23 protein-coding genes and 1 pseudogene are annotated in these 25,854 nt (G+C 59.7%); 7 read left to right on the forward strand and 17 right to left on the reverse strand.

Annotated features, from left to right (window positions below):
* Nucleotides 1-39: 39 nt before the first annotated feature.
* A complete protein-coding gene (locus U4Y91_RS05670; protein WP_321803982.1) occupies nucleotides 40-777 on the reverse strand; it encodes an SDR family oxidoreductase in 738 nt (245 codons plus the stop codon).
* 103 nt (nucleotides 778-880) lie between these two features.
* On the opposite strand from U4Y91_RS05670, the gene U4Y91_RS05675 reads away from it, so the two are divergent.
* The 4 genes from U4Y91_RS05675 (at nucleotide 881) to U4Y91_RS05690 (ending at nucleotide 4,340) form a co-directional block, all read left to right on the forward strand.
* Complete coding sequence (locus tag U4Y91_RS05675) at nucleotides 881-1,813, forward strand: LysR family transcriptional regulator (protein ID WP_321803984.1); 933 nt, start codon at nucleotides 881-883, stop codon at nucleotides 1,811-1,813.
* Nucleotides 1,814-2,044: 231 nt separating this feature from the next.
* Nucleotides 2,045-3,433, forward strand: coding sequence for a uracil-xanthine permease family protein (locus U4Y91_RS05680; RefSeq protein ID WP_321803985.1), 1,389 nt, complete (start codon nucleotides 2,045-2,047; stop codon nucleotides 3,431-3,433).
* A 98-nt stretch (nucleotides 3,434-3,531) separates the two neighbouring features.
* Nucleotides 3,532-3,954 carry an NUDIX hydrolase gene (locus tag U4Y91_RS05685; protein ID WP_321803987.1) on the forward strand — a complete coding sequence of 141 codons (423 nt, stop codon included), beginning with the start codon at nucleotides 3,532-3,534 and terminating at the stop codon, nucleotides 3,952-3,954.
* Nucleotides 3,955-4,040: 86 nt separating this feature from the next.
* Complete coding sequence (locus U4Y91_RS05690; protein WP_321803989.1) at nucleotides 4,041-4,340, forward strand: hydrogenase maturation factor; 300 nt, start codon at nucleotides 4,041-4,043, stop codon at nucleotides 4,338-4,340.
* Between the two features lie 60 nt (nucleotides 4,341-4,400).
* On the opposite strand, the gene U4Y91_RS05695 is transcribed toward U4Y91_RS05690, so the two are convergent.
* Nucleotides 4,401-4,613 (reverse strand): hypothetical protein, encoded by a 213-nt coding sequence (locus tag U4Y91_RS05695; RefSeq protein ID WP_321803991.1) that lies wholly within the window; start codon nucleotides 4,611-4,613, stop codon nucleotides 4,401-4,403.
* Nucleotides 4,614-4,974: 361 nt separating this feature from the next.
* Here U4Y91_RS05695 and U4Y91_RS05700 point away from each other — a divergent pair, with 361 nt between their 5' ends.
* On the forward strand, nucleotides 4,975-6,135 hold the full coding sequence (locus U4Y91_RS05700; RefSeq protein WP_321803992.1) for a DUF4382 domain-containing protein: 1,161 nt from the start codon (nucleotides 4,975-4,977) through the stop codon (nucleotides 6,133-6,135).
* A gap of 27 nt (nucleotides 6,136-6,162) precedes the next feature.
* On the opposite strand, the gene U4Y91_RS05705 is transcribed toward U4Y91_RS05700, so the two are convergent.
* From U4Y91_RS05705 to U4Y91_RS05740, 6 genes and pseudogenes are all read right to left on the reverse strand, one after another.
* Nucleotides 6,163-6,393, reverse strand: a complete 231-nt coding sequence (locus U4Y91_RS05705; RefSeq protein WP_321804406.1) for a hypothetical protein — start codon at nucleotides 6,391-6,393, stop codon at nucleotides 6,163-6,165.
* Nucleotides 6,394-6,673: 280 nt separating this feature from the next.
* Nucleotides 6,674-7,683: pseudogene (locus tag U4Y91_RS36735) on the reverse strand (Tn3 family transposase); the annotation flags it as partial.
* A gap of 513 nt (nucleotides 7,684-8,196) precedes the next feature.
* Nucleotides 8,197-9,006, reverse strand: a complete 810-nt coding sequence (locus tag U4Y91_RS05725) for an enoyl-CoA hydratase/isomerase family protein (RefSeq protein ID WP_321803997.1) — start codon at nucleotides 9,004-9,006, stop codon at nucleotides 8,197-8,199.
* Nucleotides 9,007-9,217: 211 nt separating this feature from the next.
* Nucleotides 9,218-9,853 (reverse strand): CoA transferase subunit B, encoded by a 636-nt coding sequence (locus tag U4Y91_RS05730; protein ID WP_321803998.1) that lies wholly within the window; start codon nucleotides 9,851-9,853, stop codon nucleotides 9,218-9,220.
* 1 nt (nucleotide 9,854) lies between these two features.
* Nucleotides 9,855-10,568: a CoA transferase subunit A gene (locus tag U4Y91_RS05735; RefSeq protein WP_321804000.1), complete on the reverse strand. Its 714-nt coding sequence runs from the start codon at nucleotides 10,566-10,568 to the stop codon at nucleotides 9,855-9,857.
* Between the two features lie 321 nt (nucleotides 10,569-10,889).
* Complete coding sequence (locus U4Y91_RS05740) at nucleotides 10,890-11,795, reverse strand: LysR family transcriptional regulator (RefSeq protein ID WP_321804001.1); 906 nt, start codon at nucleotides 11,793-11,795, stop codon at nucleotides 10,890-10,892.
* A gap of 103 nt (nucleotides 11,796-11,898) precedes the next feature.
* Between U4Y91_RS05740 and U4Y91_RS05745 the strand changes: the two genes are divergently transcribed.
* A complete protein-coding gene (locus U4Y91_RS05745; protein ID WP_321804003.1) occupies nucleotides 11,899-12,675 on the forward strand; it encodes a short-chain dehydrogenase/reductase in 777 nt (258 codons plus the stop codon).
* A gap of 174 nt (nucleotides 12,676-12,849) precedes the next feature.
* On the opposite strand, the gene U4Y91_RS05750 is transcribed toward U4Y91_RS05745, so the two are convergent.
* The 8 genes from U4Y91_RS05750 to U4Y91_RS05785 all read right to left on the reverse strand — a co-directional run bounded on the left by U4Y91_RS05750 (nucleotide 12,850) and on the right by U4Y91_RS05785 (nucleotide 22,416).
* Complete coding sequence (locus U4Y91_RS05750; protein WP_321804389.1) at nucleotides 12,850-13,551, reverse strand: SDR family oxidoreductase; 702 nt, start codon at nucleotides 13,549-13,551, stop codon at nucleotides 12,850-12,852.
* Between the two features lie 104 nt (nucleotides 13,552-13,655).
* Complete coding sequence (locus U4Y91_RS05755; RefSeq protein WP_321804004.1) at nucleotides 13,656-14,087, reverse strand: PaaI family thioesterase; 432 nt, start codon at nucleotides 14,085-14,087, stop codon at nucleotides 13,656-13,658.
* Between the two features lie 120 nt (nucleotides 14,088-14,207).
* Nucleotides 14,208-15,608 carry a GntP family permease gene (locus U4Y91_RS05760; RefSeq protein ID WP_321804006.1) on the reverse strand — a complete coding sequence of 467 codons (1,401 nt, stop codon included), beginning with the start codon at nucleotides 15,606-15,608 and terminating at the stop codon, nucleotides 14,208-14,210.
* A 60-nt stretch (nucleotides 15,609-15,668) separates the two neighbouring features.
* Complete coding sequence (locus U4Y91_RS05765; protein WP_321804007.1) at nucleotides 15,669-16,595, reverse strand: NAD(P)-dependent oxidoreductase; 927 nt, start codon at nucleotides 16,593-16,595, stop codon at nucleotides 15,669-15,671.
* Between the two features lie 1,345 nt (nucleotides 16,596-17,940).
* A complete protein-coding gene (locus tag U4Y91_RS05770) occupies nucleotides 17,941-18,858 on the reverse strand; it encodes a sugar phosphate isomerase/epimerase (RefSeq protein WP_321804009.1) in 918 nt (305 codons plus the stop codon).
* Between the two features lie 76 nt (nucleotides 18,859-18,934).
* Entirely contained in the window at nucleotides 18,935-20,155 is a 1,221-nt protein-coding gene (locus U4Y91_RS05775) for an MFS transporter (RefSeq protein WP_321804010.1), read from the reverse strand.
* Nucleotides 20,152-21,219 (reverse strand): sugar phosphate isomerase/epimerase, encoded by a 1,068-nt coding sequence (locus U4Y91_RS05780; RefSeq protein ID WP_321804012.1) that lies wholly within the window; start codon nucleotides 21,217-21,219, stop codon nucleotides 20,152-20,154. The genes U4Y91_RS05775 and U4Y91_RS05780 overlap by 4 nt, the downstream gene beginning before the upstream one ends.
* A gap of 63 nt (nucleotides 21,220-21,282) precedes the next feature.
* Nucleotides 21,283-22,416 carry a Gfo/Idh/MocA family oxidoreductase gene (locus U4Y91_RS05785; protein WP_321804013.1) on the reverse strand — a complete coding sequence of 378 codons (1,134 nt, stop codon included), beginning with the start codon at nucleotides 22,414-22,416 and terminating at the stop codon, nucleotides 21,283-21,285.
* 170 nt (nucleotides 22,417-22,586) lie between these two features.
* Here U4Y91_RS05785 and U4Y91_RS05790 point away from each other — a divergent pair, with 170 nt between their 5' ends.
* Entirely contained in the window at nucleotides 22,587-23,840 is a 1,254-nt protein-coding gene (locus U4Y91_RS05790) for an ROK family transcriptional regulator (protein WP_321804014.1), read from the forward strand.
* A 9-nt stretch (nucleotides 23,841-23,849) separates the two neighbouring features.
* Here U4Y91_RS05790 and U4Y91_RS05795 read toward each other — a convergent pair whose 3' ends face one another.
* Complete coding sequence (locus tag U4Y91_RS05795; protein WP_321804390.1) at nucleotides 23,850-25,193, reverse strand: IS4 family transposase; 1,344 nt, start codon at nucleotides 25,191-25,193, stop codon at nucleotides 23,850-23,852.
* Nucleotides 25,194-25,854: the final 661 nt, after the last annotated feature.

Below are 25,854 nucleotides of genomic sequence, written 5' to 3' on the forward strand. Positions count from 1 at the left end.
TGCGAAGGGTTCGCGGCAGGGCCGTCGAATGCCGGCGCGTCACACCAGCCGGCCGCCCCCGTCGATATGCAGGATTTCGGCATTCATGAAGCCGTTGCCCAGCAGGAACGCGATCGCTTCCCCGACTTCGTCGGCGCGACCGACGCGTCCGCCGGGCAGCGCCGACGCGGCCTGGCCGAGAATCGCGTCGCGCGCTTCCGGGCCGAATGCGTCGTACAGCGGCGTGTCGACGAAACCGGGCGCGACGACGTTCACGCGAATCGGCTTGAGCTCCAGCGCAAGCGACTGCGCCAGTGCCTCGACGCCGCGCACGGCGGCCGCGATAACCGACGTGCCTTGCCCGGACGGACGGTCCGCCAGCTGTCCGCCGGTGAGCACGATCGAGCCGGTCGCGGGCATCAGCGGCAACGCGGCGCGAATCGCATAGACCGGCCCGGCGATACGCTCCTGCAGCGCGGCGAGCAGGTGATCCGGATCGGTGTCGGCCAGCTTGCCGGCGATGAATTGTCCGGCCGTGACGACCAGGTGATCGACGCGCGTCATCGGTTCGAAGACGCGCTGCACGGCAGCCCGGTCCGCGATGTCCGCGATCGCGGTGCGCGCGCCGCCGATCGCCTGCGCGGCCGCCGCCAGCGTCGCGCCGGTACGGCCGACCAGCGTGACGGTCGCCCCTCGCGCCTTCACGGCTGCGGCGGCCGCGAGCCCGATTCCGGAACTCGCGCCGAATACCACCACGTGCGCGCCGTCCAGCGCCGCCGATTGTGTTGCCTCGTTCATGTCGACTCCTCGTCGGGGATTGAAGGTTCACGCACGTTAGGTCATGCTCTGGCGAGACAGAATACGACGAACGCGAATAGGGCTCATGCCCGGGAGGAATAAGGTGGACTCGCTGCGCTCCATGCGCCTCTTCGTGCGCGCCGTCGAACTGGGCAATTTCTCGGCGGTCGCCCGCGAGGAAGGCACCGGCCAGCCGACCGTCAGCAAGGTCATCGCCGCGTTCGAGAAGACGCTCGGCGTACGCCTGCTCGAACGATCGACGACGAGCGTCGCACCGACCGACGAAGGCCGGCGGTTCTACGAGCGCTGCAAGCGCGTGCTCGACGAATACGCGAACGCGGTCGCCGACGTGCGCGGACAGACGCTGCGCCCGGTCGGCAAACTGGTCGTCAATGCGCCGATGGGGCTCGGCGAACTGCGTCTGAACGCGCTCGTGCTCGAATTCCTCGCGGCCTATCCGGAGATCGACATCGAACTGCACCTGACCGATCGCGTGATCGACCTGGTCGAGGAAGGCGTCGATGTCGCGCTCCGCCTCGGCCACGCGCTGCCGCCGGACGCCGTCGCGCGCTGCATCGCGACGTCGCCGCGGCTGCTGGTGGCCGCGCCGCGGTATGTCGCGCAGGCAGCCCGGATCCGCCGCCCCGAAGATCTCGCCAACCACGACTATGTCGGCTACGCGCGCGCCGGCATCGGCTCTGAACTGGCATTCGAAAAAGGCGCGGAGAGCGTCAGCGTGCCCGTGCGCAGCCGGTATCGCGTCAACAGTTCGCTGGCCTTGCGCGAATGCTTCCTCGCGGGCCACGCGGTGGGCAGCGCGCCCGCGTGGCTCGTTCAGGACCTGATCGACGGCGGACAGCTCGTCCGGCTGCTGCCGAAGTGGGAGATGGCCGTGCCGCACGCGCTGCATCTCGTCTATGCGTCGCGCCGGTATCTGCCGCTCAGGACCCGCACGTTCCTGCAGTTCATGACGGAGCGAATTCCCGCGCTGCCCGGGTTCCGGGCAACGGAGCCCGCAGCGCGCCGCACGCGCTGACGAGCCGGTGCCGCGCCCGCCGTGCGTGCTACAGCACGGATCCGGCACCGAATGCCGCTTTCCGCTTTCCGCTTTCCGCTTTCCGCTTTCCGCTTTCCGCTTTCCGCTTTCCGCTTTCCGCTTTCCGAATTCCGAATTCCGAATTCCGCCTATTGCATCGCCCCCGGGGGCGGCGCCTGTGGGCCCTTCGGCTAAAATGCCGCACTTTCCACCTTGTCCGGCCCGCTCGCCATGCAACCCGCTTCCCCCGCCCGATCCGCCGCCCACGGCGCCGACGATGCAGACCTGTCGCACGACCTGGTCTACGGCCCCGATGACCGGCCCGCGCCGATGGTCGCCTTCGTCGCCGCGCTGCAGCACCTGCTGGCGATCATCGTGCCGATCGTCACGCCCGGCCTGCTGATCTGCCAGGCGCTCGGCGTATCGAGTCGGGATACGACCCTTATCGTGTCGATGTCGCTGGTGATTTCCGGCATCGCGACCTTCGTGCAGTGCAAGCGCTTCGGCCCGCTCGGCGCCGGCCTCCTGATCGTGCAGGGCACCAGCTTCAACTTCGTCGGCCCGCTGATCGCCGGCGGCAGCCTGATGGTCAAGCAAGGCACGCCGGTCGAGACCGTGATGGCCGCGATCTTCGGCGTCGTGATCGCCGGTTCGTTCGTCGAGATGGGCGTGTCGCGCATCCTGCCGTTCGTGAAGCGCCTGATCACGCCGCTCGTCACCGGCATCGTCGTGCTGCTGATCGGCCTCACGCTGATCAAGGTCGGCCTCATCAGCATGGGCGGCGGCTACGGCGCGATGGCCAACGGCACGTTCGCGAGCGCCCAGAACCTGACGCTGTCGTGCCTCGTGCTCGGCACCATCATCCTGCTGAACCGCGTGCCGATCGTGTGGGTGCGCAGCACCGCACTCGTGATCGCGCTCGTGATCGGCTATGCCGCGGCCGCCGTGCTCGGCCGCCTCGACTTCACCGGCGTGCACCAGGCCGCGCTGTTCCAGGTCCCGACGCCGCTGCACTTCGGTATTGGCTTCTCGTGGTCGCTGTTCGCGCCGATGCTGATCATCTACCTCGTCACGTCGCTCGAAGCGATCGGCGACGTCACCGCCACCAGCAAGATCTCGAAGGAGCCGGTCGAAGGGCCGGTGTGGATGCAGCGGATCAAGGGCGGCGTGCTCGTGAACGGCGCGAACTCGCTGCTGGCCGGCATGTTCAACACGTTCCCGAGCTCCGTGTTCGCGCAGAACAACGGCGTGATCCAGATCACCGGCGTCGCGAGCCGCTACGTCGGCATCTGGATCGCGGGCATGCTCGTGGTGCTCGGCCTGTTCCCGGTCGTCGCGGGCGCGCTGCAGGCCGTGCCGGAGCCCGTGCTCGGCGGTGCGGCAATGGTGATGTTCGGCGCGGTAGCCGCGTCGGGCATCAACATCCTGTCCGGCGTCCAGCTCGATCGCCGCGCGCTGCTGATCATCGCGGTGTCGCTCGCGCTCGGCCTCGGCGTGTCGCAAGTGCCGGACATTCTGAACAGCCTGCCGCATGCACTGAAGAACGTGCTGGAGTCGGGTGTCGCGACGGGCGGCATCTGCGCGCTCGTGATGAACTGGTTCTTGCCGGAACAGAAGTAACGCTACGGACTCCATGACGACGCGGCCCGGCCGACCGGCCGCGTCGCGCTCGACGAGCCCGGCTTGGCCGGGCGCCCGACTCTCGCTAGAATCGGTTCATGCCTCAAGCCCCCGTCTCCACGAATGCGCCGGAAGCCAGTGCGGTCCCCGTCAAGGAACGCGCGACCGTCGTCTGCTACCGCGAACAGCAGGTCCTGCTCGTTGCGCGCGCATCGTCGCGCTGGGCGCTGCCCGGCGGCACGATCAAACGCGGCGAAACACCGCTCGAGGCCGCCCATCGGGAGTTGCAGGAAGAGACCGGCATCACCGGCCAGGACCTCGTCTATTCGATGCAGTTCACGGGGCTCGCGAAGGTGCATCACGTGTTCTTCGCCGAAGTCGACCCGGAGCACACGGCCCAGGCGAGCAACGAGATCGAGAGGTGCAAGTGGTTTCGCATCGACAACGTCGACGAACTGCGCGCAAGCATCCCGACGAAGCGCATCGTCGAGCTCGTCTACGAGCACGAAATCCTGAAGTAGGTAGACACCCCACCCCCGCCGGCTCGTCCGAGCCGATATGATGCGCCCACGGTCCATCACCGCGTTCCCTTCCGAGCGAGCTGCAGATGAACAGTGCGTATGCCTACCGCGGATACACCATCGATGTCCGCTGCGAATTCCGGCTCGACGAACCGCGCGATCATGCGCCGCCCGCCCCGCTGCGGTTCGGGTTCGTCGCGGTCGTGCAGGTGCGCTCGGCCGCCAGCGTGCCGCGCCTGCTCGGGCCGATTCGCCTCGCCGACGACGGCGGCCGCCTGTTCGGCAACACCCGCAATGCGTTGCGCGCAGGCCGCGCGGCCGGCGAAATCCTCGTCGACGATCTGCTGGTCGATACGGGCCAGGCAAAAGGACGCGCGCATTCCTGAGCCGTCGATCGGCCCGGCATCATCTTTGCGGCGTTTTGCGGAACGCGCGCGTGCCGGCGCTCAGTGCAGGCGCTTTCGTCGTAGTTCGTGTGCGGAATAGACGGCGAGGAAGATACCGAGCATCGCGACGCCGGACGCCAGGAAGTCGTTTGCGGTTCCCGTGCTGTTCAGCGATTTCGGGAAGATGCCGAGACTCAGTCCTGCGGCAGCCAGAAACACGCCTGCCGCCACCCCCCACACCGGTCCGATGGTCTTTTCGATTGTGTTTTTCATACAGCACCCGTCTACAGTCTTTTCCTGAATGGCGGCGGCGCATGGCGCTCGCATCTACCGTTCGTGATCCGACTATAGCGGGGAAATAATCAGGGCGGATTTAGTGCTTTCACCGATCAAGTTTTCGCCGATCGCAAACATGCCGTGTCCCGGGGATTCATGCCCCGCTCGATCGAGTCGGACATGATTCATTCGCCGCGAGCCGAATTGCCTGCCATCGCATCGCGAATACCGCTCGGCAAGCAGCGGCCCTTACGCTCCGACGCAGAATTTACGGTTCGTTTCAAAGCTGTCCATACTTTCGGTGTTCCCCGAAGCTATCCTTCGTTGCACGCACAATAATCTCGGAGGGGGACAAACAATGAACCACACATTCTGGAAGGCTGCACTCTGTGCGGCAGCGGTGCCGTTTGCACTCGCAGGATGCGGCGGCGGCGACGATGGCGGCAGCCCGCAAACCGGCACGCTGCATGTCGCGATGACCGATGCACCGTCATGCGGCTTCGATCACGTATTCGTGACCGTCTCTCAGGTTCGCGTCAATGCGAATGGGAATGCTTCCGACAACGACGCCGGCTGGTCGACCATCACGCTGGCGACACCGCAGAAGATCGACCTGCTGTCGCTGACCAACGGCGTGCTCGCCGATATCGGCCAGACCGCCTTGCCGGCCGGCCAGTATCAGCAGATCCGCCTCGTTCTCGCGCCGAACCAGGGCAACGCCCTCGCGAACTCGGTCGTCCCGACGGGCGGCACGGAACAGGCGCTCGCAACGCCGAGCGCGACGCAAAGCGGTTACAAGATCATCCAGCCTTTCACGGTGCAGCCGAACACGCTCGTCGATCTCGTGCTCGACTTCAACGCGTGCAAGTCGATCGTCCAGCGCGGCAACGGCACGTATGGGCTGAAGCCGGTCGTGACGGCGATTCCGACCGTCGTGAGCGGCGCGATCTCCGGCTATGTCGCCTCGGCCGAAGCCGGCGCGACCGTGTATGCGGAACAAGGCGGCAAGGTGGTCCGCGGCACGGTTGCCGACAACACCGGGAAATTCGTGCTGTCGCCGCTGATCCAGAGCTCGACGCAAGGCAACTACGACGTCGTGATCGTGCAGAACAACTTCGCGTCCGGCATCGTCCGCTCGGTTCCGGTCGTGGTGAACACGACCACGGCCGTGTCGGCGTCGGCTGCCCCGATCACGCTGCCGGCATCGACGATGAGCACGGTCGGCGGCACGGTGACGGCAAGCGCCAACGCGTTCGTGCGCGCCTTGCAGACCGTCGATGCGAACGCGTACGAGATCACGTCGATCAACGCGAACCTGGATACGGGTACGTATGCGCTCAACGTGCCCACGGCCGCGCCGATCGTCGGCACGTACTCGGGCTCGCTGCCGGTCGCGCTGGCTGCGTCGCCGGGCGCCGCGGCGCAATACACGATCGAAGCGGACGCAGCGTCGGGCGCAACGCAAGCGACGAACGTCAACGCGACGACCAGCCAGTCGAACGTCAATTTCAGCTTCTGACGCGTCGCCGGCATCATCGAAAGGGCCTCACGGCCCTTTCCTCAATAAACGGGAGAACGAAGTGAAGAAAGGGGTTATCGCATTGCTCGCCGCGGCGAGCATGGTCGGCGCGCTCAGCGGGTGCGTCGCATATGTGCCGGGTCCGCCGGTCGTCGTCGCGCCGCAGGGCGGGCCGGGGAACGGATTCTGCCCGCCCGGACAGGCGAAGAAAGGCAATTGCTGATTGCACGAGGCCCGCGTATCGCGGGCCTTTTTCATGGTCGCTGCATGACGGGCATGGCGGCGGAATGGCGGAAGGCAGCCAACTTCAACCACCGCTCGCACAGACCCGCCAGGTAAGACTCCCTCAACCGCAGATGGCTCCCTACCCACGATCCTACCCATATTTGGCCCTAGCGCCAATCCAATATCGGCCGCAACGCCTTGCTGGCAAAGGTGCGCGGGCATGCTGTCTCCGGCCAAAGCCGGCGAGCATAGCCCGCGTGGTTGATGTCATGCGCAACGCCAATCCCGCCTTCCGGTCCGCTCGGTCACGTTCCCGAAATGACCGGTCACGTTGCCGAAATCGCCGGTCACGATCCCGAAACGGCTGGTCACGTTCGTCCGAAATACGCAGCGTCAGATCGGTTCCGAGCAAATGCGCGAGCACGAACACCGGCGCACTCTGCGCGTACGTTTCGATATAAATTGTGTCCGGCTGCGCCTCGGAGGCGTTCTTGATCAGGCCATCGAGGATGTGCACTGCCTCGTGCATGCCGCATGAGATGAAGTGACTGAACAGCCCAATATGCATGTCGGACGCGTGGTAATAGCAGATCCCGCCATAGCCGCCGTAGCGAATATGGCATTTGGGCAGCGCGACCTGTCAGCGGCTCAGTTTCTTGACCGCGCGCTCAGTCTGCGTCGGTCCGAGGTTGCAATCATAGCAGAACTGCATCGTGATGAAGCGCTTGCGCGCATCGTCGACCTTCGCCTCGAATCTGGAGAGCGGTCCGAAAAGCCGGTCAGATCGAGCCATTGCTCGGTTTCGGTGAGGATATCTAGGATGCTGACCGGCCACATCGAAGCAGTGACTGTCTCGTCGATCAGGGTCCGGTTGGGAGGGTCGGGATTCGTGTCGAGTCGGTGGAGTATGAGACCCTGCGCGCCAATCTCAACGTGGTCGTTTTTCGAGAACCTGCGTCGACCTTATTGGCCACGGCGCTGAGTTCGTCTTTCAGTTTATGGACGAACGCTCGGCCGTGGACCGCGAAGTCTACGAGTTCGCGGTAGCGCGGCAACTCCTCGCGGAATTCGTCCCACACCCCCCTGATGTTCGCGGGATCGTCATACCGATCGCTACCGTCGACAAAGATGTCGCCGGAATTGAGTTCCCGCATGACCTAGCACACAGAACTCGAAATGCCTCCTGTGCTGCAGGCGCGCCGATTGGCCATCCGGCAATACGCATCGGTCCCACTTCTCCCGAAGCCAGCCGAGCGACAACTTTGCGAGATCGGCGTCGCTGAGCAGAAGATATTCGCGTCGCGACAACCGGAGCCGCTTGATTCATTCGAGGACATTGACGTGCCTCATGACCTACATGCAACGCTCTTGGCTGCGGGTGCCACAGATCGCTGCGGAACCCGTCGCCACTTCGACAAGGAGTTTGACGTCCAGGCCATGCACGCGCCCTCGATCTGCGGAGCGTGTCGGGTCTCGTGTTTCAGCCACGAACTGCATGTGGAACTCGTTTGTATAATTCTTGGAGCCTCGCCGACGGCCCCGCACCTTGATTTCCGTTTCTTCTGATTCCCACCACATTCTGGTGGGAATCAGATTGCCGTCTATGGATCTTCATCGACAGACGGTGCTGGGACACTCTTGTCAAAGACAGACGCTAGGTGCGCGAAATCTAGCGATCTTGGATACCAATTTAATTCCGGATGTGATCGCGTGCTGATGCGTGAACGGCCCAAACCAGTACCCGTATTATCCAACAGTCTACTGTCGACCCTTACGTTGATTACCGGTCCGCATCGACCTACGCCATCAGGACCGGCAGCCAAAGAAAGACGACGATCAAAGCGGAGGTTTTGAAGTGAACTGGGGTTTGCGCTTTTCCAGGAACGCGTCCATCCCCTCTTTGCCCTCCGGTGAGCTAAACCCGGTGAACTCAAGCGCCAAAGACGCGTCAAAAATGGGCCCCGCCTGACGCAGCCAAGAATTCAATGACTGCTTCGTCCATCGGATGGCCCCTGGAGCGGCGTCCGCAAGCCGGGAAGCCACTTCGATCGCCTTTTCCTCCACCTCAGCATCGTCCAAAGCCATCGAGATCAGATTCATACGCTCTGCCTCTTCGCCGGTAAATGCGTCCGCTGTTAGAAGGTAATACTTCGCCTTAGCCATGCCGCAAAGCAGCGGCCAAATGATGGCGGCGTGGTCCCCGGCTGCAATTCCGATCTTCATGTGCCCATCCGAAAACTTAGCATCTTTGGATGCAATGGACACATCCGCGAGAAGCGCACAAGCGATTCCCGCTCCCACGGCCCAGCCACGCACGGCACTTACGATTGGTTTCGTGCAGTTTATAATCCCGTACACCAGATCGCGCGACTCTTTCATGGCTTGCATGCGCAAGTCGTAGTCATCGCAAACTTTGCGCTCATGCTTGAGATCACCGCCCGCCGAGAACGTCCTTCCCTCGCCCGTGATGATGACTGCGAAGACCGAAGGATCCGCATCAATGTCCCGCCACACTTCCGAAACCTCGCGGTGCATGTCAGCATCCATTGCGCCCATTTTCAATGGAGAAACAAGCGTAATGCGCAATACCTTCGGATGAGGCCGATCGAATCTCAACCGAGTATAGCGATCGTAAATATCTTTCAATTTAAATCTCCTTTGCATTGAAAATCAATTCACCGTCTCTGAAATTTGCGGCTTAGATGCACCAGTCAACTCACTCGCCGATTCACCTCAGGTTTTTCACCGTATCATCTTGCGGCTAGTACGGATGACTCGCCTCAAGGACAACCGATCGGTTTCCATGAAGCAATCGTGACCCAAGGCTCACTTTCTTCGGAAGATGGATAGGACAAGCTCAATTTTCGAAATGAAGCGTTGGCTCAGTTTTCGATTGAACCTCTGCCGCTGTGACGCCCGGAGCCAATTCACGCACCACCAACCCACGGTCAGTGACGTCAAAGACACCCAGATCCGTGATAATTCGGTCGACGGCACGTCTACCAGTAAGAGGTAAAGAGCATTTATTCAGAATCTTAAGTTCACCAGACCGAGTAACGTGCTCCATTACCACTATCACGCGTCTAACCCCGGCGATTAAATCCATCGCCCCGCCCATCCCCTTGACCATCTTTCCGGGAATCATCCAGTTCGCCAAATCCCCGTCTTCGCTAACCTGCATTGCACCAAGGATAGTCAAATCCATATGACCGCCTCGAATCATCGCGAACGCTTCCGATGACGAGCAAATCGAAGAACCAGGCAGAGTTGTAATAGTTTGCTTGCCCGCGTCGATAAGGTCAAAATCCACCTCATCCTCGTACGGAAATGGCCCAATTCCAATGATGCCATTTTCCGATTGAAGCCAGACCTGCAACTGCTCTGGAACATGCTGGGCCACTTTCGTCGGCAATCCCACTCCGAGGTTAACGTAGTCTCCGTCTCGAAGCTCTCGAGCGGCTGTAGCAGCCATTTGATCATGCGTCCATGGCATCTTACTGCTCCTGGAGGTTGCGAGAACGAGTGGTCAGACGTTCCACACGCTTCTCGGGTTGAGCAACATGAATGATTCGATCGACGAAAATACCCGGAAGATGTACATCATCGGGATCAATTTCCCCTATTTCGACGATCTCTTCAGCTTCAACAACTGTAATAGCACCAGCCATTGCAATTTCCGGGTTGAAGTTGCGCGCGGTACGAGCGAACACGAGATTACCGGCGCGATCCGCGATTTTCGCCTTAACGAGCGAAACATCAGCGTTCAGCGCTCTTTCCATTACGAAAGTCTCACCATCGAATTCGCGAAGTTCCTTGTTTTCTGAGACGACCGTTCCAACGCCAGTCCGCGTGTAGAACGCGGGGATGCCAGCGCCCCCAGCACGCAACCTTTCCGCGAGAGTTCCTTGTGGATTAAACTCTAAATCTAGTTCGCCATTGAGAAACTGCCTTTCGAACTCTTTGTTCTCGCCAACGTATGAGGCGACCATTTTCTTGATCTGACGAGTTTGCAGTAGCAACCCAAGACCGAAGTCGTCAACCCCCGCGTTGTTACTGATACAAGTTAGCTCTTTAACCCCACTGTCCCGAAGAGCTTCAATCAATCTCGACGGGATGCCGCACAGCCCAAATCCACCTACAGCGACTGTAGCGCCATCAGAAATAATTCCTTTGAGCGCCTCCGGCGCACCTTCAAAAACTTTATTCATGAGATGCCTTACCTGAGATAAACATATGATTTTCAGAACACGGAACACATGACGAGCGTCGCGGGAAAATTTTCAAACATCATCGGAATAACTGCTCCATGCTGCTTCCGCCTCAAAAAAATATTCTATTTCTCGCCAAATTCTCGGTCTCACGTTGAGATTGCCACGCACATCCGCCCAGAGATCGATGAATTGATTATCTGAGGCTCTATGCATGGATACAACACGAAGAATGCAAGTCTAGTGTGCAAAAATGCACAACCGGGGCAACGCGATGGAAGCAGACTTCAACCGCTGGGATAGCTGTCGTGCACTGTCGAACTATTTCCGAAACAGGTCGGGCCGAAGCGCGACGATTTCTCTAATGTGATCCCAAACGCAACGAACCCTCCGAATACGGAAGAGGTCTTCTGGAGCGACGATCCATAGCGTTCGCGTAATCAAAGGTTTGTTCGGAAATATGCTTGTGAGCACGCCATCGCCCTCTGCGACGAAGGGTGTCAACAGAACTAGCCCCATACCGGCGACTGCGGCCGCTTTTTGGGCGAGCACACTAGTCGATGTAAATCTTCGATTCGGAGTTTTAGTCAGCTCATCAAGAATTTTATAACGCTCGCTAACCGCCCCATCATGAATATAATCTAAAAACCAATGATTCGCGACGTCTGAAAGATCCTTGATTGGGTCGCATTGCTTTAAGTATTCCGGCGAGCCGTACAAATAGTAGTCAACCTCAGCCAACCGTGCGGCGGTATATCGCCCAATTCGCGGCGGCTCCATCGTGACGAGAATCTCGACCTCTCTTGTTACCAGGCTAGGAAACTGAGGTTGAGCCATTAACTCCACCGAAATTTTTGGATATCTCCGATATAGATCCAATAGATTTGGAGCCAATATCTTGATTCCGAAAGCTTCAGGTGTTCCGACACGAACGGTCCCCGAAATTCCGGCGGCGCGTCCCGCACTCTCATCCATGGCAGAGAGCATAGCGGCTTCCATGCGCTCCGCGTAAGGAATCAATGCGACCCCGGCATCCGTAAGCGAATACCCATCTCGACGGCGATCAAAAAGCACCGTGTTCAGACTTTTCTCCAAGCGATCAACTCGCCGGGAAACAGTTGAATGCTCAACGCCCAGTTTTTCTCCCGCCACGGAGATCTTCTTGCTTCTGGCGAGTTCCAGAAATACCTTGAGGTCGTTCCATTCCGGCTGAGTTATCGTCGTCATTTCGGTGTCAAATTTTGCACGATGTAGTTGCACCCGCTCTCATTGCAGCAAGAAGCGTGCGGCTTGATAATAAGACGTTCATCCTTCCGACGAGGTTCAAAAATTGGACTTACAGCTTCGCAACAAGGCCGTTTTGGTAACGGGTGGCAGCCGCGGCATCGGGTTCGCGTGCGCCAAGAGCTTTATAGCAGAGGGAGCCTCCGTAACAATCACAGGGAGATCGGCAACCTCCGTATCCGAAGCAAAGCGCAAAATCGAAGACGAGTACAAGATTGAGGTCTCGTCCTTCGTCGGTGACCTTAGCCAATCAACGGATCGTGAAAGATTGTATGCGCTCCACGGCGACGTAGACATCCTGGTCAACAATGCCGGTGCGATACCGGGTAGCAGTCTATCGTCCGTGGACGAAGACACATGGCGCCAAGCTTGGGATTTGAAAGTCTTCGGAGATATTGATATTGTCCGACATATTCTTCCAAGAATGATGACCCGTCGATCAGGGGTCGTCGTCAACGTCATTGGGATTGCCGGAGAAGCACCAAGATACGACTATCTTTGCGGATCGACCGGAAATGCAGCTCTTTCTGCGTTCACTCGGGCCGTTGGCGCTCGATCCACCGCAAATGGCGTGCGAGTGGTTGGAGTTCATCCTGGACCCACAGAAACGCGAAGGCTCGTGAGCCTGTCGAAGGCGCGGGCGGCGGAGAAATTTGGTGACGAATCGCGTTGGCATGAACTTTTGACGCACTTGCCGTTTGGCCGCGCTGCCCGCCCAGACGAAATCTCCGACGTTGTGGTGTACCTGTCATCTCACCGTGCATCCTATCTTAGCGGAGTCATCGTAGACGCAGACGGCGGCGCCCGCTACAAAGACGACTAGTCTCGGGAGGATGCGCGACCAATATCCGCCTTTATCTAACTCCGACCAGGGCGGAGTTCGAACGCAGATGGGGCGATAGGTTGACTGACATCATCGCCCCATGTGCCCCAATCAGAGGTTAGAATTTTCGATCCGATGGCAGATGGTCGGCCGTTTCCACTCAGGACCAATCACTCACACCCCCGCAACTCCAATCGTCATTCCGCCACATACATAAAGTATCTGTCCAGTCACAAAACCACTGCGCTGGTCCAGCATATATGAAATGGCATGCGCAACATCCTCGGGAGTCCCCAGTCGACCGACCGGCACCTTCGCCACGATCTCTCGGGTGCGAGGTGCATCGGGCGGGTTGGCTCGGTTGAAGAGCTCGGTCTGAATAGGGCCGGGACCGATGGCATTGACAGTAATCCCAAACTTGCCAAGCTCCAGCGCCCAAACACGTGTCATACCAATGAGTGCTGCCTTCGTCGCCGAGTAGGCAGTGCGGAGTTCTTTTCCCAAGGCCGCTCGGGATGACAAGTTCACAATCCGCCCGAAACCTAGATCTCTCATTCCGGGAAGGAGAGCCTGCATGCATTGCATTGCGCATCGAACGTTCAACGACCAAGCCAACTCGAGTTCATGAAGAGACTGCTTATCCGCCTCCGCCGGTACGACAACACCGACATTGTTTATGAGGCGCGAGATTGGACCACCTTTAAGTGCCTTCTCAAGCGAATCCGCTGTCTGTGCCGGGTCAGACAGATCCGCCCGTATTCCATCTCCGATCCGATCGATTACTACCACATCGTACCCATCCGCGACACTGCGTTTCGCACACGCAGCTCCAATACCGCTCGCACCGCCAGTAATCAATACTCTTGGCTTGGACATAATCTGTATATGACGTGTAAACTTCGATTCAATTTCACGCCTCTTACGTTGACGAAGACCGCGAAACTGACCGCACATCATCTGCAACGAATAGGCGCTGCCGTTTAAACCCCTGATTTCGGCAAAGCGAACAATTTGAATACTCCCGTTGCAGTTGCGATAATTCGGCCGCCCTCGGTCTTCACCGCCCCCTCACAAAACGATATGGATTTTCCGCGTTTAATGCATTTTCCAACGATAGTTATGTCCTTTCTCGCATATTCGAGAAATTGCGTGTTAAGGTTAATCGTTGCAACGCTGAAACAATAGGGTTCGTGACTACGAGCCGCTGCGCTCATCGTGAAATCCAAGACGCTTAACAACGTACCGCCATGCATATTGCCTTGGCTGTTAATGAGATCGTGGCGAATCGGTAGAAACGTCACGCACTCGTCACTTCCTATTCTGCACGGTCGAAGGCCAATTAGCCTCATGAACGGAACTTCGATTCCAAAGAAATTTTCCTGTTCGGTCAGGTCCGGTGCTCTATATTCCATTCAATCTCCATCACTCGACGATCGAACTTCCGGAATTTAAAATTCTCGAGAAGGACGCCATGCGCCATTCTATTCCCAAAGCTCGATCATTAATCGAATATTACTGCTGGGATGCGGGATTTAGTAAATGCCGGTCAGATAATAAAACGAGATCACGACAAAAACAGCCAGTGTTTTTATGATGGTAATTCCGAATATCTCGCGATAAGCCTCTCGATGAGTCAGGCCTGTAACGGCCAAAAGTGTGATAACCGCACCGTTGTGTGGAAGAGTATCCATTCCTCCGCCGGCCATCGAAACGACTCTGTGGAGCACCTCGAGCGGGATATGTGCCGCCTCTGCGTTTCGAACTAAAAGGTCGGATATTGCACCGAGTGCAATACTGACACCACCTGATGCTGAACCCGTAATGCCGGCCAGAGTGCTTACCGACACCGCTGCATTAACCAGTGGATTAGGAAGTCCTTTAAGCGCATCGCCAACGACTAAAAATCCTGGCAGAGCAGCGATAACGCTTCCGAATCCGTACTCAGACGCGGTGTTCATGGACGCAAGCAACGCACCCGACGCGGCCGCTTTCGTTCCATCAGCAAAAGACTGCGTGACTCGCTTGAGCGCCGTGCAGACTACCAACACGATCCCAACCAAAAGTGCTGCCTCAACCGCCCAAATACCTGTGACCGGAGAAATGGATGAGTTCAATGGCGATTTAAGGCCCGGTAAGACAGTCTGCGAAACGGTGTAGGACGGGCCGTACCAAACTGGGATCCACTTTGTGAGGAAAAAATTCGTGATGCCTACAACGACCAATGGTGCGATCGCCAATAATGGATGAGGAAGTGCATCTACTGGAATGTGAGTCGGCTCATTTCGCAAGACCAGTCCGTATCCCTCGCCTGACTTGACAGCTTTGCGGCGTCGCCATTCGAGATACACAAGCCCAAGCACGAGGATGAATGCTGATCCAATCAAGCCCAAGATCGGGGCTGCCCAACTAGTAGTCTTGAAGAACGTTGTTGGAATGATATTCAATATCTGCGGTGTGCCGGGAAGCGAGTCCGTTGTGAAGGTAAAAGCCCCCAGCGCGATCGCACCCGGCATCAGACGCTTTGGGATATCACTTTGCCTGTAAAGCTCAGCTGCGAACGGGTATACCGCAAATACAACGACGAATGTTGACACGCCTCCATAAGTCAGCAATGCGCATACCGCGACAATCACCACGTTTGCCTGAGACCGACCAATAAAACGAACAGCTGTGGCTACAATCGACGCAGCGAAGCCTGAGACCTCCACGACCTTTCCAAATAATGCGCCCAATAGGAAAACCGGGAAATACAATTTAACGAAGTTCACCATTTTCTCCATAAACAATCCGGAAAAAACAGGTGCAACAGCGCTCGGCTCGATCAGGAGCACCGCTCCTAGTGCCGCCACCGGCGCGCATACGATGACACTGTAACCTCGATAAGCCGAAAAAATAAGAAATCCTAATGAAACGAGAACGATCAGCAACTCCATACAGCGTCTCCACGTCTAGTTTTTCGTTTATAGATCTTTTACCTGGTTCCAGCGATATGCTTAATTTTCGTGTCTTCCATGGCGCATCCATTGCTGCATCACGTAGTCGTCGGTTCCATCGACATGGTTCGATAGCTTATCCAGAAGACCCAGATCAAGACCGTGGTCTTCTGCGAGTTCTTTGGCCAAGTGAAGATCCTTGGAAACTACGTTCTTGAGGGAGACATACGCGCCTTCGGAGCGAGCCCACGCAGCATATTGTCGACGTGCTTCAACGGCGTCCCCGGTAAGGAAATTTCGGCCGGTACTTACATCAAGGATAGGCGCGATGCTCTCGAACGTGACTCCATTTGCTTCCGCAAGATCGATAGCCTCCGCCGTCAGAAATTGCGCGGCGATGCATAGCACGTTATTTACAACCTTCACAACCTCTGCCGATCCGAGTTCGCCGCATCTAACGAGATGCTTCCCCATTACCTGCATAACTGGTGTGACCTCGGCGATATCGTCCTCGCGGCCACCCATCATGATCGTAAGCGTCCCCTCTTCGGCTCGAACAATTCCACCGCTAACGGGAGCATCAATGACCCGAGCGCCCTTTTCGACCAGAGGCGCTGCGAGGCTCATGATCGTTTTTGGAAGCGTGGTACTCATAACGCAGATGATCGGACGATGTCCGATAGGAATACCGGAAACCAGTCCTTCAGCCCCGGTTGCAACGTCAAGGAGCTGAGAGTTATTACCAACGAGGATAATGACCAAATCTGCTGAAGCACATTCACTCGCTGTCCGCGCGATCACAACCTTGTCGCCTGCGAATTCAGAAAGTGCGGAAGCACTTTTATCACAGACCATGACCCGAAAGCCCGCATCCTTTACACGGCGAGCCATCGGCGCGCCCATGTTTCCAACCCCAACAAAAGCGACTGTTTCGATTGTCATGCTTGTCTCCTGAATTTGTTTTTGATTCGCCGCTAGCCATCCCATGGGATGGGCGTCGGCGACCGATCTATCTAAGATCGAAAAGGCGGCCTTTCGCAGACGTCTTTAGACAATTATCGTCCCTTGACAAGCATCCGAAAATGGTAGGGGTGCACGGTCACTGTGCAAATTTGCACAGTGCTACTCCGGCGAACAACCAGACAACGTATTTGTGATGTGCTGGTGGCGCGAGATACTGTTCCTGCACGACGAAAGCATTTTGTAGTCGACAGTCGTGTCGCCAGATCGGATGGTCCAGAGTGATCTTCAACGCCTCACGGAACGGCCTATGGACTCGATGTAGCGTGGGCGCGCCAGCGCCAACAGGCCATTGAACGTCAATTGGGCACTGACGCCATGCCGCAAACCGCTAACAATGTTGCAAGTGGCCTCAGTTTGGCTCGCGCCGAGAGCGATCAATTCGCAGCCCGGTCTCAGGTAAGGTTTGCGACCGCGCAGTCGCCGGGATTTCTCAGAGGCCAAAATCCTTCCGGCGTCGGATCACATTGGGAAGAGGGGTCAATTCAACCGGCTGGGATGTCAACATGCGGATGCAATATGTCGGCTAGATGTGCCCTTGGCAATGCGCGACATCGACGCTGCGGACCCCATTCGCGCAGCACCCCATCGAGGCGCCTCTCGCGGCGGCCCAGCGCCGCATTTCTCAACTGATACGGCCCTTCCATCGAAGGTCCCAGCGACGCTTTTGCCGAACGGCTAGAGGCCAGGTGAACCTATCGAGTCATGGCTGTTGATGATCCTGATCTGATCAGAGAAGCACGAGAAGATAGCCTTTACGACGTGCCAACTTCGGATAACCGCGATCCTTCCTAACCCATTTACCCGGCCGGACTTTCGGCACGAATGCCCAGCAGAGGTAGTCCATTGCTGAGATCAAGATCCACCCTACCGATTCGAACCGATTCGCCGCATCCCCATTCCAAACGCCTCTGAAGATTTCATCCCGAAAACCTGGACGATTCTGGCCGGGTTGCCCGCCGATACTCAGTTCATCCTCGGTGGCAAACTCACTACGCTAGCGCAGTTGCGGCGGGGCATTGAAGCACCGGCCGGTCGATAGCGGAGACCGACGTGCCGGGGCCGGGTCGAAGGAGCGATTAACCACTTCGCGGAAGTCAACGCCCCGTTCCGACATCGGCGACGCGTAAGCCGGTCGTCGCGGTCGAGCAGCTAGCAACCAAGACGCTGCTGGTCTGCGTTGCCTGCCGCCTCGGCGCCATCTCAAATCGGTCCCAACGCGAACAACCACGCCAGCGATTTCGTGCTAGGTATCACCCTGATTCGGCGAATCCGCTTTCAGCCTCACCGTCTTGGAACCAGCAATGGTCCTTCAAATTATGCTCTCGAAGAACTCGAATTCGCGCGCCACCATGTCCATCGGAATGGGAACACCGCGCCTCGGATCGTGTTCGACGAACAGATACCGCACGTCACGTTGCAACGCCGTGGCGACGATCGGCCGATATTCGATGACACCGCGGCCGAGCTCGGTGATATGGTCTTGCGAAGCCGCATCGAGCGACGTGGAGTACCCGATCATGTCGAAGTTCTTGATATGCAGCGCATGGAAGCGGTGTCCGTGCCGTTTCAGATATCCGACCGGATTGACCCCGGCGAAGCTCATCCACCCGCAGTCGAGTTCGAATCTGACGTAGCGCGGGTCCGTGTCGCGCAACAGCACGTCGTAGCCGAGTACGCCGCCGCCGAGGTTCCGGAATTCGAAGTTGTGATTGTGGTACGCATAGACGAGACCTGCGCGGCGTGCGAGCTCGCCGATATGCTGCGCGCGTTCTGCGATACGCCGAAAATCGTCGATCGTCAGCGATCCCGTGTTCGCGATGAACGCGCCGACATCCTGCGGCACCGGCGGCAACACCGAGCTGACGACCTGCGTCACCCCCAGTTGGTGCGCGATGTCGAACACGCGCGAAACATCCGTTGCGGTCGAGAAATCGAGGTGTGCGCTTCTCATCAGCAAGCCTGCAGTGGCGGCATGGCGGCGCAATGCCGACGGTGTCAGATTCGCATACGTCAGCGCCTCCACCTCGCGGTAGCCGATCGCAACGAGCTGCGCGAACACACGGGCCGGGTCCTGCTGCACCGCGTCCCCGAGCGTATAGAGCTGCAGCCCGATCGGCCCTGAATAGTCCCCCGGCCGCTTGTCGCCGGCGAGAGCGGGCAATCCCACAGAAAGCGCAGCCATTGCGGCGGCACCTTGCTTGATGAAGCGACGGCGTTCTTGTCTCATGATATTGATTTCCTTATTTGATTTGCATAACGCACTTATACGGCAATAACCGCTTATTCGGCCCCTCCTCCATTCGTCAGGAAATCGGCTTGATCTCCGGTGCACCCGCTTCCCGCTCACGGAACAACGCCACGAAGATGATCAGCACGACCAGCGCGGCGGATGCCGGCACGAGCCAGATCGCGCGCCACTCACGCACCGCACCATGCGTGAAGTGATCGACGACCGCGCCCGACAAATAGGTGCCGATCAGCATCCCGACACCGTAGGTCGCGAGTGTGATGAAACCCTGCGCCGCGCTTCGAAACCGCGGCCCCGCATGATTGTCGGTATAGATCTGACCGGCGACGAAGAAGAAGTCGTAGCAGATGCCGTGCAGCACGATACCGGCGACGAGCGACCAATAAGCGGTATCCACGTTGCCGTACGCGAACAGTACGTAGCGCAACACCCATGCGACCATGCTGACTGCGAGCATGACCTTGACGCCGAGCATCGCCAGAATGACCGGCATGGCGAGCATCAACAGCACTTCCGACATCTGCCCCAGCGATTGCAGCCCCGCCGCGCCCTGTACGCCGATTTCGTTCAGGAACGGATTGGTGAAGTTGTAATAGAACGACAGCGGCACGCAGATCGCGATCGACGCCAGGAAAAACACGAGATACGACCGGCTCTTCAGCAGTTTCAGCGAGTCGAGCCCGACGATGTCACCGAGCGACACGTCTCCACCGCGTTTCAGCGGAGGCGTGTCGGGCAACGAAAGCGCATACAGCGCAAGCATGAGTGCGGCGATCGACGCCATCCGGAACGTCAGATCGAGCCGATGCTGCTGCTCCAGCCCGAGCCACGCGATGGCCAGGCCGGCCGCGATCCAGCCGATGCTGCCTGCCACGCGCACAGGCGGAAACTGCCTGCCGGGATCTTGCATGTGGCGCATCGCGACCGTATTGACGAGCGCAAGCGTCGGCATGAACAGCACCATGTAAAGCATGATCAGCGCGAGAAACGCCGGAAAGCGCGTCATCTCCGGCGCGATCCACATCAATACGGCGCCGCCGAGCTGCAGCACGGCAAGAATTCGCTGCGCAGCGCAATAGCGATCCGCAATCAGACCGACGACGAACGGCGCGAGAATCGCACCGACCGACTGGCTCAGATACGCGGCGGCGATCTGCGACCCGTCGGCATGCAACTGCCCTTGGCCAAGATAGGTACCGAGCGTGACGAACCACGCTCCCCAGATGAAGAACTCGAGAAACATCATCGCGCCGAGGCGGAACATCATCGCATTCATCGCTCCTCCGATTCGTTGTCGATGCCGAGCATCCGCTTGAGCGCAGATCGTGAAACGGATGTACCGGCGAAATCGTCGAACGCGCGCTCCGAAACCCGGATCAGATGGTCGCGGACGAACGGCGCGCCTTCGCGTGCGCCGTCTTCCGGGTGCTTCAGGCAGCATTCCCATTCGACGACGGCCCAGCCGTCGTAGCCGTACTGCGTGAGCTTCGAGAAAATCGCCCGAAAGTCGATCTGCCCGTCGCCTGGCGACCGGAAGCGCCCGGCCCGTTCGCGCCAGCCTTCGTAGCCGCCGTAGACGCCGCTGCGGACGTTCGGACGGAACTCGGCATCCTTGACGTGGAAACAGCCGATTCGCCGGTGGTAACGATCGATGAAGCCGAGATAGTCCATCTGCTGAAGCAGCATGTGACTAGGGTCGTACAGGATCTTCGCGCGCGGATGATGGTCGACCGCGTCGAGGAAGCGCTCGAATGTTGCACCGTCATGCAGGTCCTCGCCCGGGTGCAGTTCGAAGCACAGGTCGACACCGTGTTCGTCGTAGAGGTCGAGGATGGGCCGCCAGCGCAGCGCGAGTTCCGCGAAGGCCTCGTCGACGAGTCCCGCCGGACGCTGGGGCCACGGATACAAGTACGGCCACACGAGTGCACCGGAAAACGTCGCATGAGCATGCAGGCCGAGGCGGCGGCTCGCCTGTGCGGCAAGCTTCAGTTGCGCTACCGCCCATTCCTGGCGCGCGCGCGGCTCGCCGTGCACATCCGCCGGTGCAAAGCCGTCGAACAACGCGTCGTACGCCGGATGCACGGCAATGAGCTGGCCTTGAAGATGCGTCGACAACTCCGTGATCTGCAGGCCGTGGCGCTCCAGCCGCGCCAGCACGTCGTCGCAGTAGGCTTGGCTGCGCGCCGCGAGCGCGAGGTCGAACACGCGCGGCGTACTCGTCGGAATCTGAACGCCCGCATAGCCGAGCTGCGCCGCCCACGAAGCCAGCGAATCCAGTTCGTCGAACGGCGGATCGTCTCCGATGAACTGGGCCAGGAACAAGCCGGGTCCCTTGATCATTTCATTGTCTCCTTGTCGTTGGTAAAGTCGCGCGACGCGATGCGATCGCCTCGCGTATTGCCGCTAGCCGATCCTCTGCCAGTTCCGCTCCCGCGACGACGCCAGCACGGCGTCAACGATCGTCGCCGAGCGCGCACCGTCCTCGAACGTCGGCAATCCGTCGCGTCGCTCTCCGCGAATCGTCGCGTAGGTGTCGTCGACGAACGCCTCGAAACACTGCGCGTAACCTTGCGCGTGTCCGGCAGGCAACGATGCGAGCCGCCGCTGCTCGGCGCTGCCCCGCGTCGGATCGCGCACGAGCAGCGTGGCGGCATCCCGCGTGCCGACCCACAGACGCTCCGCGTCCTCCTGATCGAACACGACGCTTGCTTCGGCACCGTCCATTTCGAACCACAGTCGATTCTTGCGGCCGGCCGATACCTGGCTGACCGCGAGGGAGACGGGCACGCCGCAGGCCGTAGTGAACAGCGCACCCGCGACATCCTCGGTCTCGACCGACCGGTACGATGCGTGATCGCCCGCGGCCTCTGCCGCAAAGGTTCGGGCGCTCTGCGCGGGACGGGACGCAACGGCCGTGCGCAGGCACGCGACGACCGAAGCGAGCCGCTCGCCGCTAACCCATTCCACGAGATCGCACCAGTGCGACCCGATGTCCGCAAATGCGCGCGACGCGCCGCCCTCGTCCGGATCGACGCGCCAGTTCGTGTCGTGCTGTCCGAGCAACCAGTCCTGCAGGTAGCTGCCGTGAATCATGTGCAGCGCGCCGATCCTGCCGTCCTGTACCCGCGCGCGTGCTTCGCGGACCATCGGGTGATAGCGATAGACGAACGGCACGGTCGCCACCCGGTTCGCGCGCACCGCAGCTGCCGCGAGTTCCGCCGCCTGGTCGGCGCGGATCGCAAGCGGTTTTTCGCAGATCACGTGCTTGCCCGCTGCAAGCGCGGCCATCGCGAGCCGATGATGGGTTGCGTTCGGCGTGCAGATGTGAACCACGTCGACGGCCAGATCGTCGATCGCGGCATCCGCGCTCGGGAAAGCATTCACGCCGAGCCTGTCGGCCGCTGCCGACGTCCGTTCAGGCGTCGACGCGACGATACCGGCGATCCGTGCGCCGGCGAGCCGCGCGGCGCGAAGATGAACCTCGCCTATCATGCCTGCGCCGATGATCGCCGCTGTCAGGTTGCGCTTGCCCGCCATCCGATACTTCCTCCGTCTATTGCCGATAGAGCGGGACGATACGGGCTGGGCGGATTCGTTTGAATTTTGTATTATTTAATTCGATTTCCGTCATAAATAGGCAGGCTATCGCCCCATGTGCGATGTCTGCCTGCTCTCCGCCCCGAACCTCGTCCGACTGCCCGACCATCATGAATGAACGCGCGAAACAACCCGGCCCGTCCCGACTGGTGTCATCCGATCGGCAGTTTCGACTCGACGAATACGAGATCCACAGCAAGCTGGCCCTGACCATCGCGTCACTGCCGGGTGTCAGTCGTGCCGATCTGTCGCGCGACACCGGATTCGCGCGATCGACCGTCTCGCAACTCGTGCAACCGCTGATCGAAGCCGGGCTCGTCGCCGAACATGCGTCGGGTCCGAGCGGACGCGGGCGTCCCGGTACCCGGCTGTCGATCAACCCGCGGGCCGGGCTCATCCTGGTCGCCGACATCGGCGCGAGTCATGGCAGACTGGTCGTGGCCGACCTCGGCCAGCATCTGCTGGCCGAGCATCGTTTCGAAGTGGATCTATCGCTTGGGCCAGATGTCGTGCTCGACCGGCTCGTCGACGACTTCACCACCTTGCTGGCCGCGCGGAATCTCGCGAAGCTGGTGGTACGCGCCGTCGTCGTCGGCCTGCCCAGCCCGGTGGATTTCGTACGCGGGGTTTGCGTCCGGCCGCCGATCATGCCCGATTGGGACGAGTTTCCGGTATCGGCTTACCTTCGACAGCGGCTGCACGCGCCCGTCCTCGTCGACAACGACGTCAACCTGATGGCGCTCGGCGAAGCCCGCACGCGACCGGCGTCGCAGTCGCCGCTGCTCTTTGCGAAGATCTCGACAGGAATCGGCTGCGGCATCGTGACGGCAGACGGGCGGCTGCACCGCGGCACGGACGGCGCCGCCGGCGACATCGGGCATATCCGCGTGCCCGAGCACGACAACACCGTCTGTCGATGTGGCAACATCGGCTGCGTCGAGGCGGTCGCATCGGCCACCGCGCTGCTGCGGCAACAGGGTGAAGCGTCGGGTGCTGCAGTCCCGCCGACGATGGACGACCTCGCGCGCCTCATCAAGGCAAGGGACCAGACGGCAATTCGCCTGACCCGCGACGCAGCGACGCTGATCGGCGAGGTCATCGCGATGCTCGTGCACATGTTCAATCCCGCGACGATCGTCCTCGGCGGACGCCTCGCCAGAATCAGCGACGATCTGCTCGCGGGCGTGCGGGCCGTCGTATATCGACGCGCATTGCCGCTTGCTACGCGCAGCCTGTTGGTCGAGGCTACGTCGACCGCCATGCACGCGGGGACGCTCGGCGGAATCGTGCTCGCCATCGAACACGTGCTGTCCGCGCGCGGGATTTCGGCCATTCTGCGGCGAAGTGACGGCAACACCCACTAGTGCATCGGCTTATACACAATTTCCAGCGTGACCGCCGGCACGTAACTTCTGCAATGTCTTGGCAGCGACATGAACCTCTTTGAGTCCCAGCCAGATGGCTTTCGCACCGGGTTCGCCGTCGCCCTTACGGCCGAGGAATCCGCCCAAGCGCGCGATCAAGCGCAGCACCTCGTTGAGCTTGGGCTTGACCGGCTGCTTGAGGTCGGTCAGCAAATACGTGCCGCGAATTTCATCGGCATCGAAGAACAGTTCGGCATCCAGATCGGGGCAACGGCGGCCCATGTGCATCAGATGGGCGATCCGCCAAGCCACGACCAGAAACAGCGCCAGCGCGCGTTCGAGCCGTTCGATCGCGCCCAATTGCAGCGCCTCGACACGGCAACCGTTCTTCAGCACGTTGAACAAGATCTCGATTTCCCAGCGCGCCCGATACCAGTCGATCAGTTCAATCGCTTCCTGCAGCGTCGTGGCTTCGCGGTTGGTCAGCAAGCGCCATTCGATCGGCTTGGCACCGCTTGGCGCATCAAACTCGCGCGCCACCAGACACGTGGCCGCCACGCTTTGACCCACGCCGGCCGGCAGTTCGATGCGCCGCAGCCACACGTGCTGACGCACTTGGCGTGCCTTCACGCCGTGACGCGAGCCCATCGTGAAGGCAATCTCGCCGAGCGGTGCGTCTTCTGTCGTCGCCGCCCACAGCTTCGCTCCCTCGGGCAGCGCGCGGTCGTGGGTCGAGCGAATCAGCCAATCCGCCGGCGTGCCCAACCCCTGCGCCCGCACCATCAGCGCGATCATGTCTGCCTCGCGATCAGCGACGTACACCAGTCGCGTGTGCGGCAGGCTCGATGCCGTTTCCGCTACCCGCTCGTAACCCTCGATCCAGCGCAGGCTTTCCTTTACGCCACCGCGCTTGCCCTGCGCGTCCTTGGGTTCACGAGCCCACATCCACGCGTCCAGTACACCCAGCGGCACCCGCTCAGGCGTCACTGCGTAGGTCGGATGCAAATACATCCCGCGCTGCGCTTCGTAAGACAGCGGCCCAAGGCCCGTTGCCTGCCGACCGTTGAAATCCAGCTCCGTCGTGTCCTGCAGGCACAATACGACCGACTGAGCGGCCATCCGTTGCTCGGTCTGCCGCCAGTGTGGCTCCAGAATCGTTCCCCACTCGACCTCGTCGTTGTCGAAGAAGCGGTACGCCGCCATCGTCTCACCCCAGCCCCGACACGCCTGCGGTACGCCAGCCGTCGGCTTGGCCGACAATCGTTCCATCAATGTCCTCGCTCGCTTGTTCAAGCGCGCGTCGCCAAGGTCAAGGTCGGCAAATTCGGTTTCCGTCCAGCAGGGTGCTTCCAGAGCCAAGGCGTTCACGCAAAAAGCGAGAGTAAACGCGACGCGCCGAAAGTTTACAAGCCCCTGCCTATCGCATTGATCTCAAACGACTCGCTCCGAACGCTTGAGCGACGGGCTGCGTTGTGTATAAGCCGATGCCACTAGTGGTGCGCACTTCCCTTAGCCAATCACTTAGTTGGCTTGCCCCCGGGGCAAGGGAAGCCGAACGCATTCCTTTCGCGATATGGAAAATGACTATCCGATACACGCCCGCAACTAACATGCGTATGCGCCGTCGATCCCCGCGTTGAAAGCTGAAAGGAATGTGAACTTCATGGCTCATACGAAGGTACTCGCTATGAAACGCAAGCGCTGAACGTACAGGCCGCGACCACTCTCAACTTGGACGAGTATATCGACAGGACGCGCGTGCCGATCCTGGTGAGATCAAATTGAAACATTCGTTTCGATGATTTATGGATTTTCGATATTTCATTTTTGATCGACGGGTTTAAAGCCGTGCAATCGAAATGAATTGTCGTGCGGGTTCGACTAACATCGTCGTTCGTATTCGTCGTCCGTGCACAGCGACGAGGAATGAGCGTCCTCGGCATGACTCAGTGTTCTACCATTGCACCTGCATTGATCAAGCGAGCGGGAGACCTTTGAAATTGTACGATCGTCA

The organism is Burkholderia sp. BCC1993 (genome assembly GCF_905339865.1).
Lineage (GTDB): Bacteria > Pseudomonadota > Gammaproteobacteria > Burkholderiales > Burkholderiaceae > Burkholderia.

Coding starts and splice junctions, on each gene's coding strand:
- U4Y91_RS05770 (WP_321804009.1), bottom strand. CDS start 18,858: ATGAGACAAGAACGCCGTCGCTTCATCAAGCAAGGTGCCGCCGCAATG.
- U4Y91_RS05785 (WP_321804013.1), bottom strand. CDS start 22,416: ATGGCGGGCAAGCGCAACCTGACAGCGGCGATCATCGGCGCAGGCATG.
- U4Y91_RS05755 (WP_321804004.1), bottom strand. CDS start 14,087: ATGGAATATAGAGCACCGGACCTGACCGAACAGGAAAATTTCTTTGGA.
- U4Y91_RS05690 (WP_321803989.1), top strand. CDS start 4,041: ATGAACAGTGCGTATGCCTACCGCGGATACACCATCGATGTCCGCTGC.
- U4Y91_RS05750 (WP_321804389.1), bottom strand. CDS start 13,551: ATGTCCAAGCCAAGAGTATTGATTACTGGCGGTGCGAGCGGTATTGGA.
- U4Y91_RS05695 (WP_321803991.1), bottom strand. CDS start 4,613: ATGAAAAACACAATCGAAAAGACCATCGGACCGGTGTGGGGGGTGGCG.
- U4Y91_RS05670 (WP_321803982.1), bottom strand. CDS start 777: ATGAACGAGGCAACACAATCGGCGGCGCTGGACGGCGCGCACGTGGTG.
- U4Y91_RS05740 (WP_321804001.1), bottom strand. CDS start 11,795: ATGACGACGATAACTCAGCCGGAATGGAACGACCTCAAGGTATTTCTG.
- U4Y91_RS05705 (WP_321804406.1), bottom strand. CDS start 6,393: ATGAAAAAGGCCCGCGATACGCGGGCCTCGTGCAATCAGCAATTGCCT.
- U4Y91_RS05735 (WP_321804000.1), bottom strand. CDS start 10,568: ATGAATAAAGTTTTTGAAGGTGCGCCGGAGGCGCTCAAAGGAATTATT.
- U4Y91_RS05780 (WP_321804012.1), bottom strand. CDS start 21,219: ATGATCAAGGGACCCGGCTTGTTCCTGGCCCAGTTCATCGGAGACGAT.
- U4Y91_RS05685 (WP_321803987.1), top strand. CDS start 3,532: ATGCCTCAAGCCCCCGTCTCCACGAATGCGCCGGAAGCCAGTGCGGTC.
- U4Y91_RS05700 (WP_321803992.1), top strand. CDS start 4,975: ATGAACCACACATTCTGGAAGGCTGCACTCTGTGCGGCAGCGGTGCCG.
- U4Y91_RS05760 (WP_321804006.1), bottom strand. CDS start 15,608: ATGGAGTTGCTGATCGTTCTCGTTTCATTAGGATTTCTTATTTTTTCG.
- U4Y91_RS05680 (WP_321803985.1), top strand. CDS start 2,045: ATGCAACCCGCTTCCCCCGCCCGATCCGCCGCCCACGGCGCCGACGAT.
- U4Y91_RS05730 (WP_321803998.1), bottom strand. CDS start 9,853: ATGCCATGGACGCATGATCAAATGGCTGCTACAGCCGCTCGAGAGCTT.
- U4Y91_RS05765 (WP_321804007.1), bottom strand. CDS start 16,595: ATGGGATGGCTAGCGGCGAATCAAAAACAAATTCAGGAGACAAGCATG.
- U4Y91_RS05790 (WP_321804014.1), top strand. CDS start 22,587: ATGAATGAACGCGCGAAACAACCCGGCCCGTCCCGACTGGTGTCATCC.
- U4Y91_RS05775 (WP_321804010.1), bottom strand. CDS start 20,155: ATGAATGCGATGATGTTCCGCCTCGGCGCGATGATGTTTCTCGAGTTC.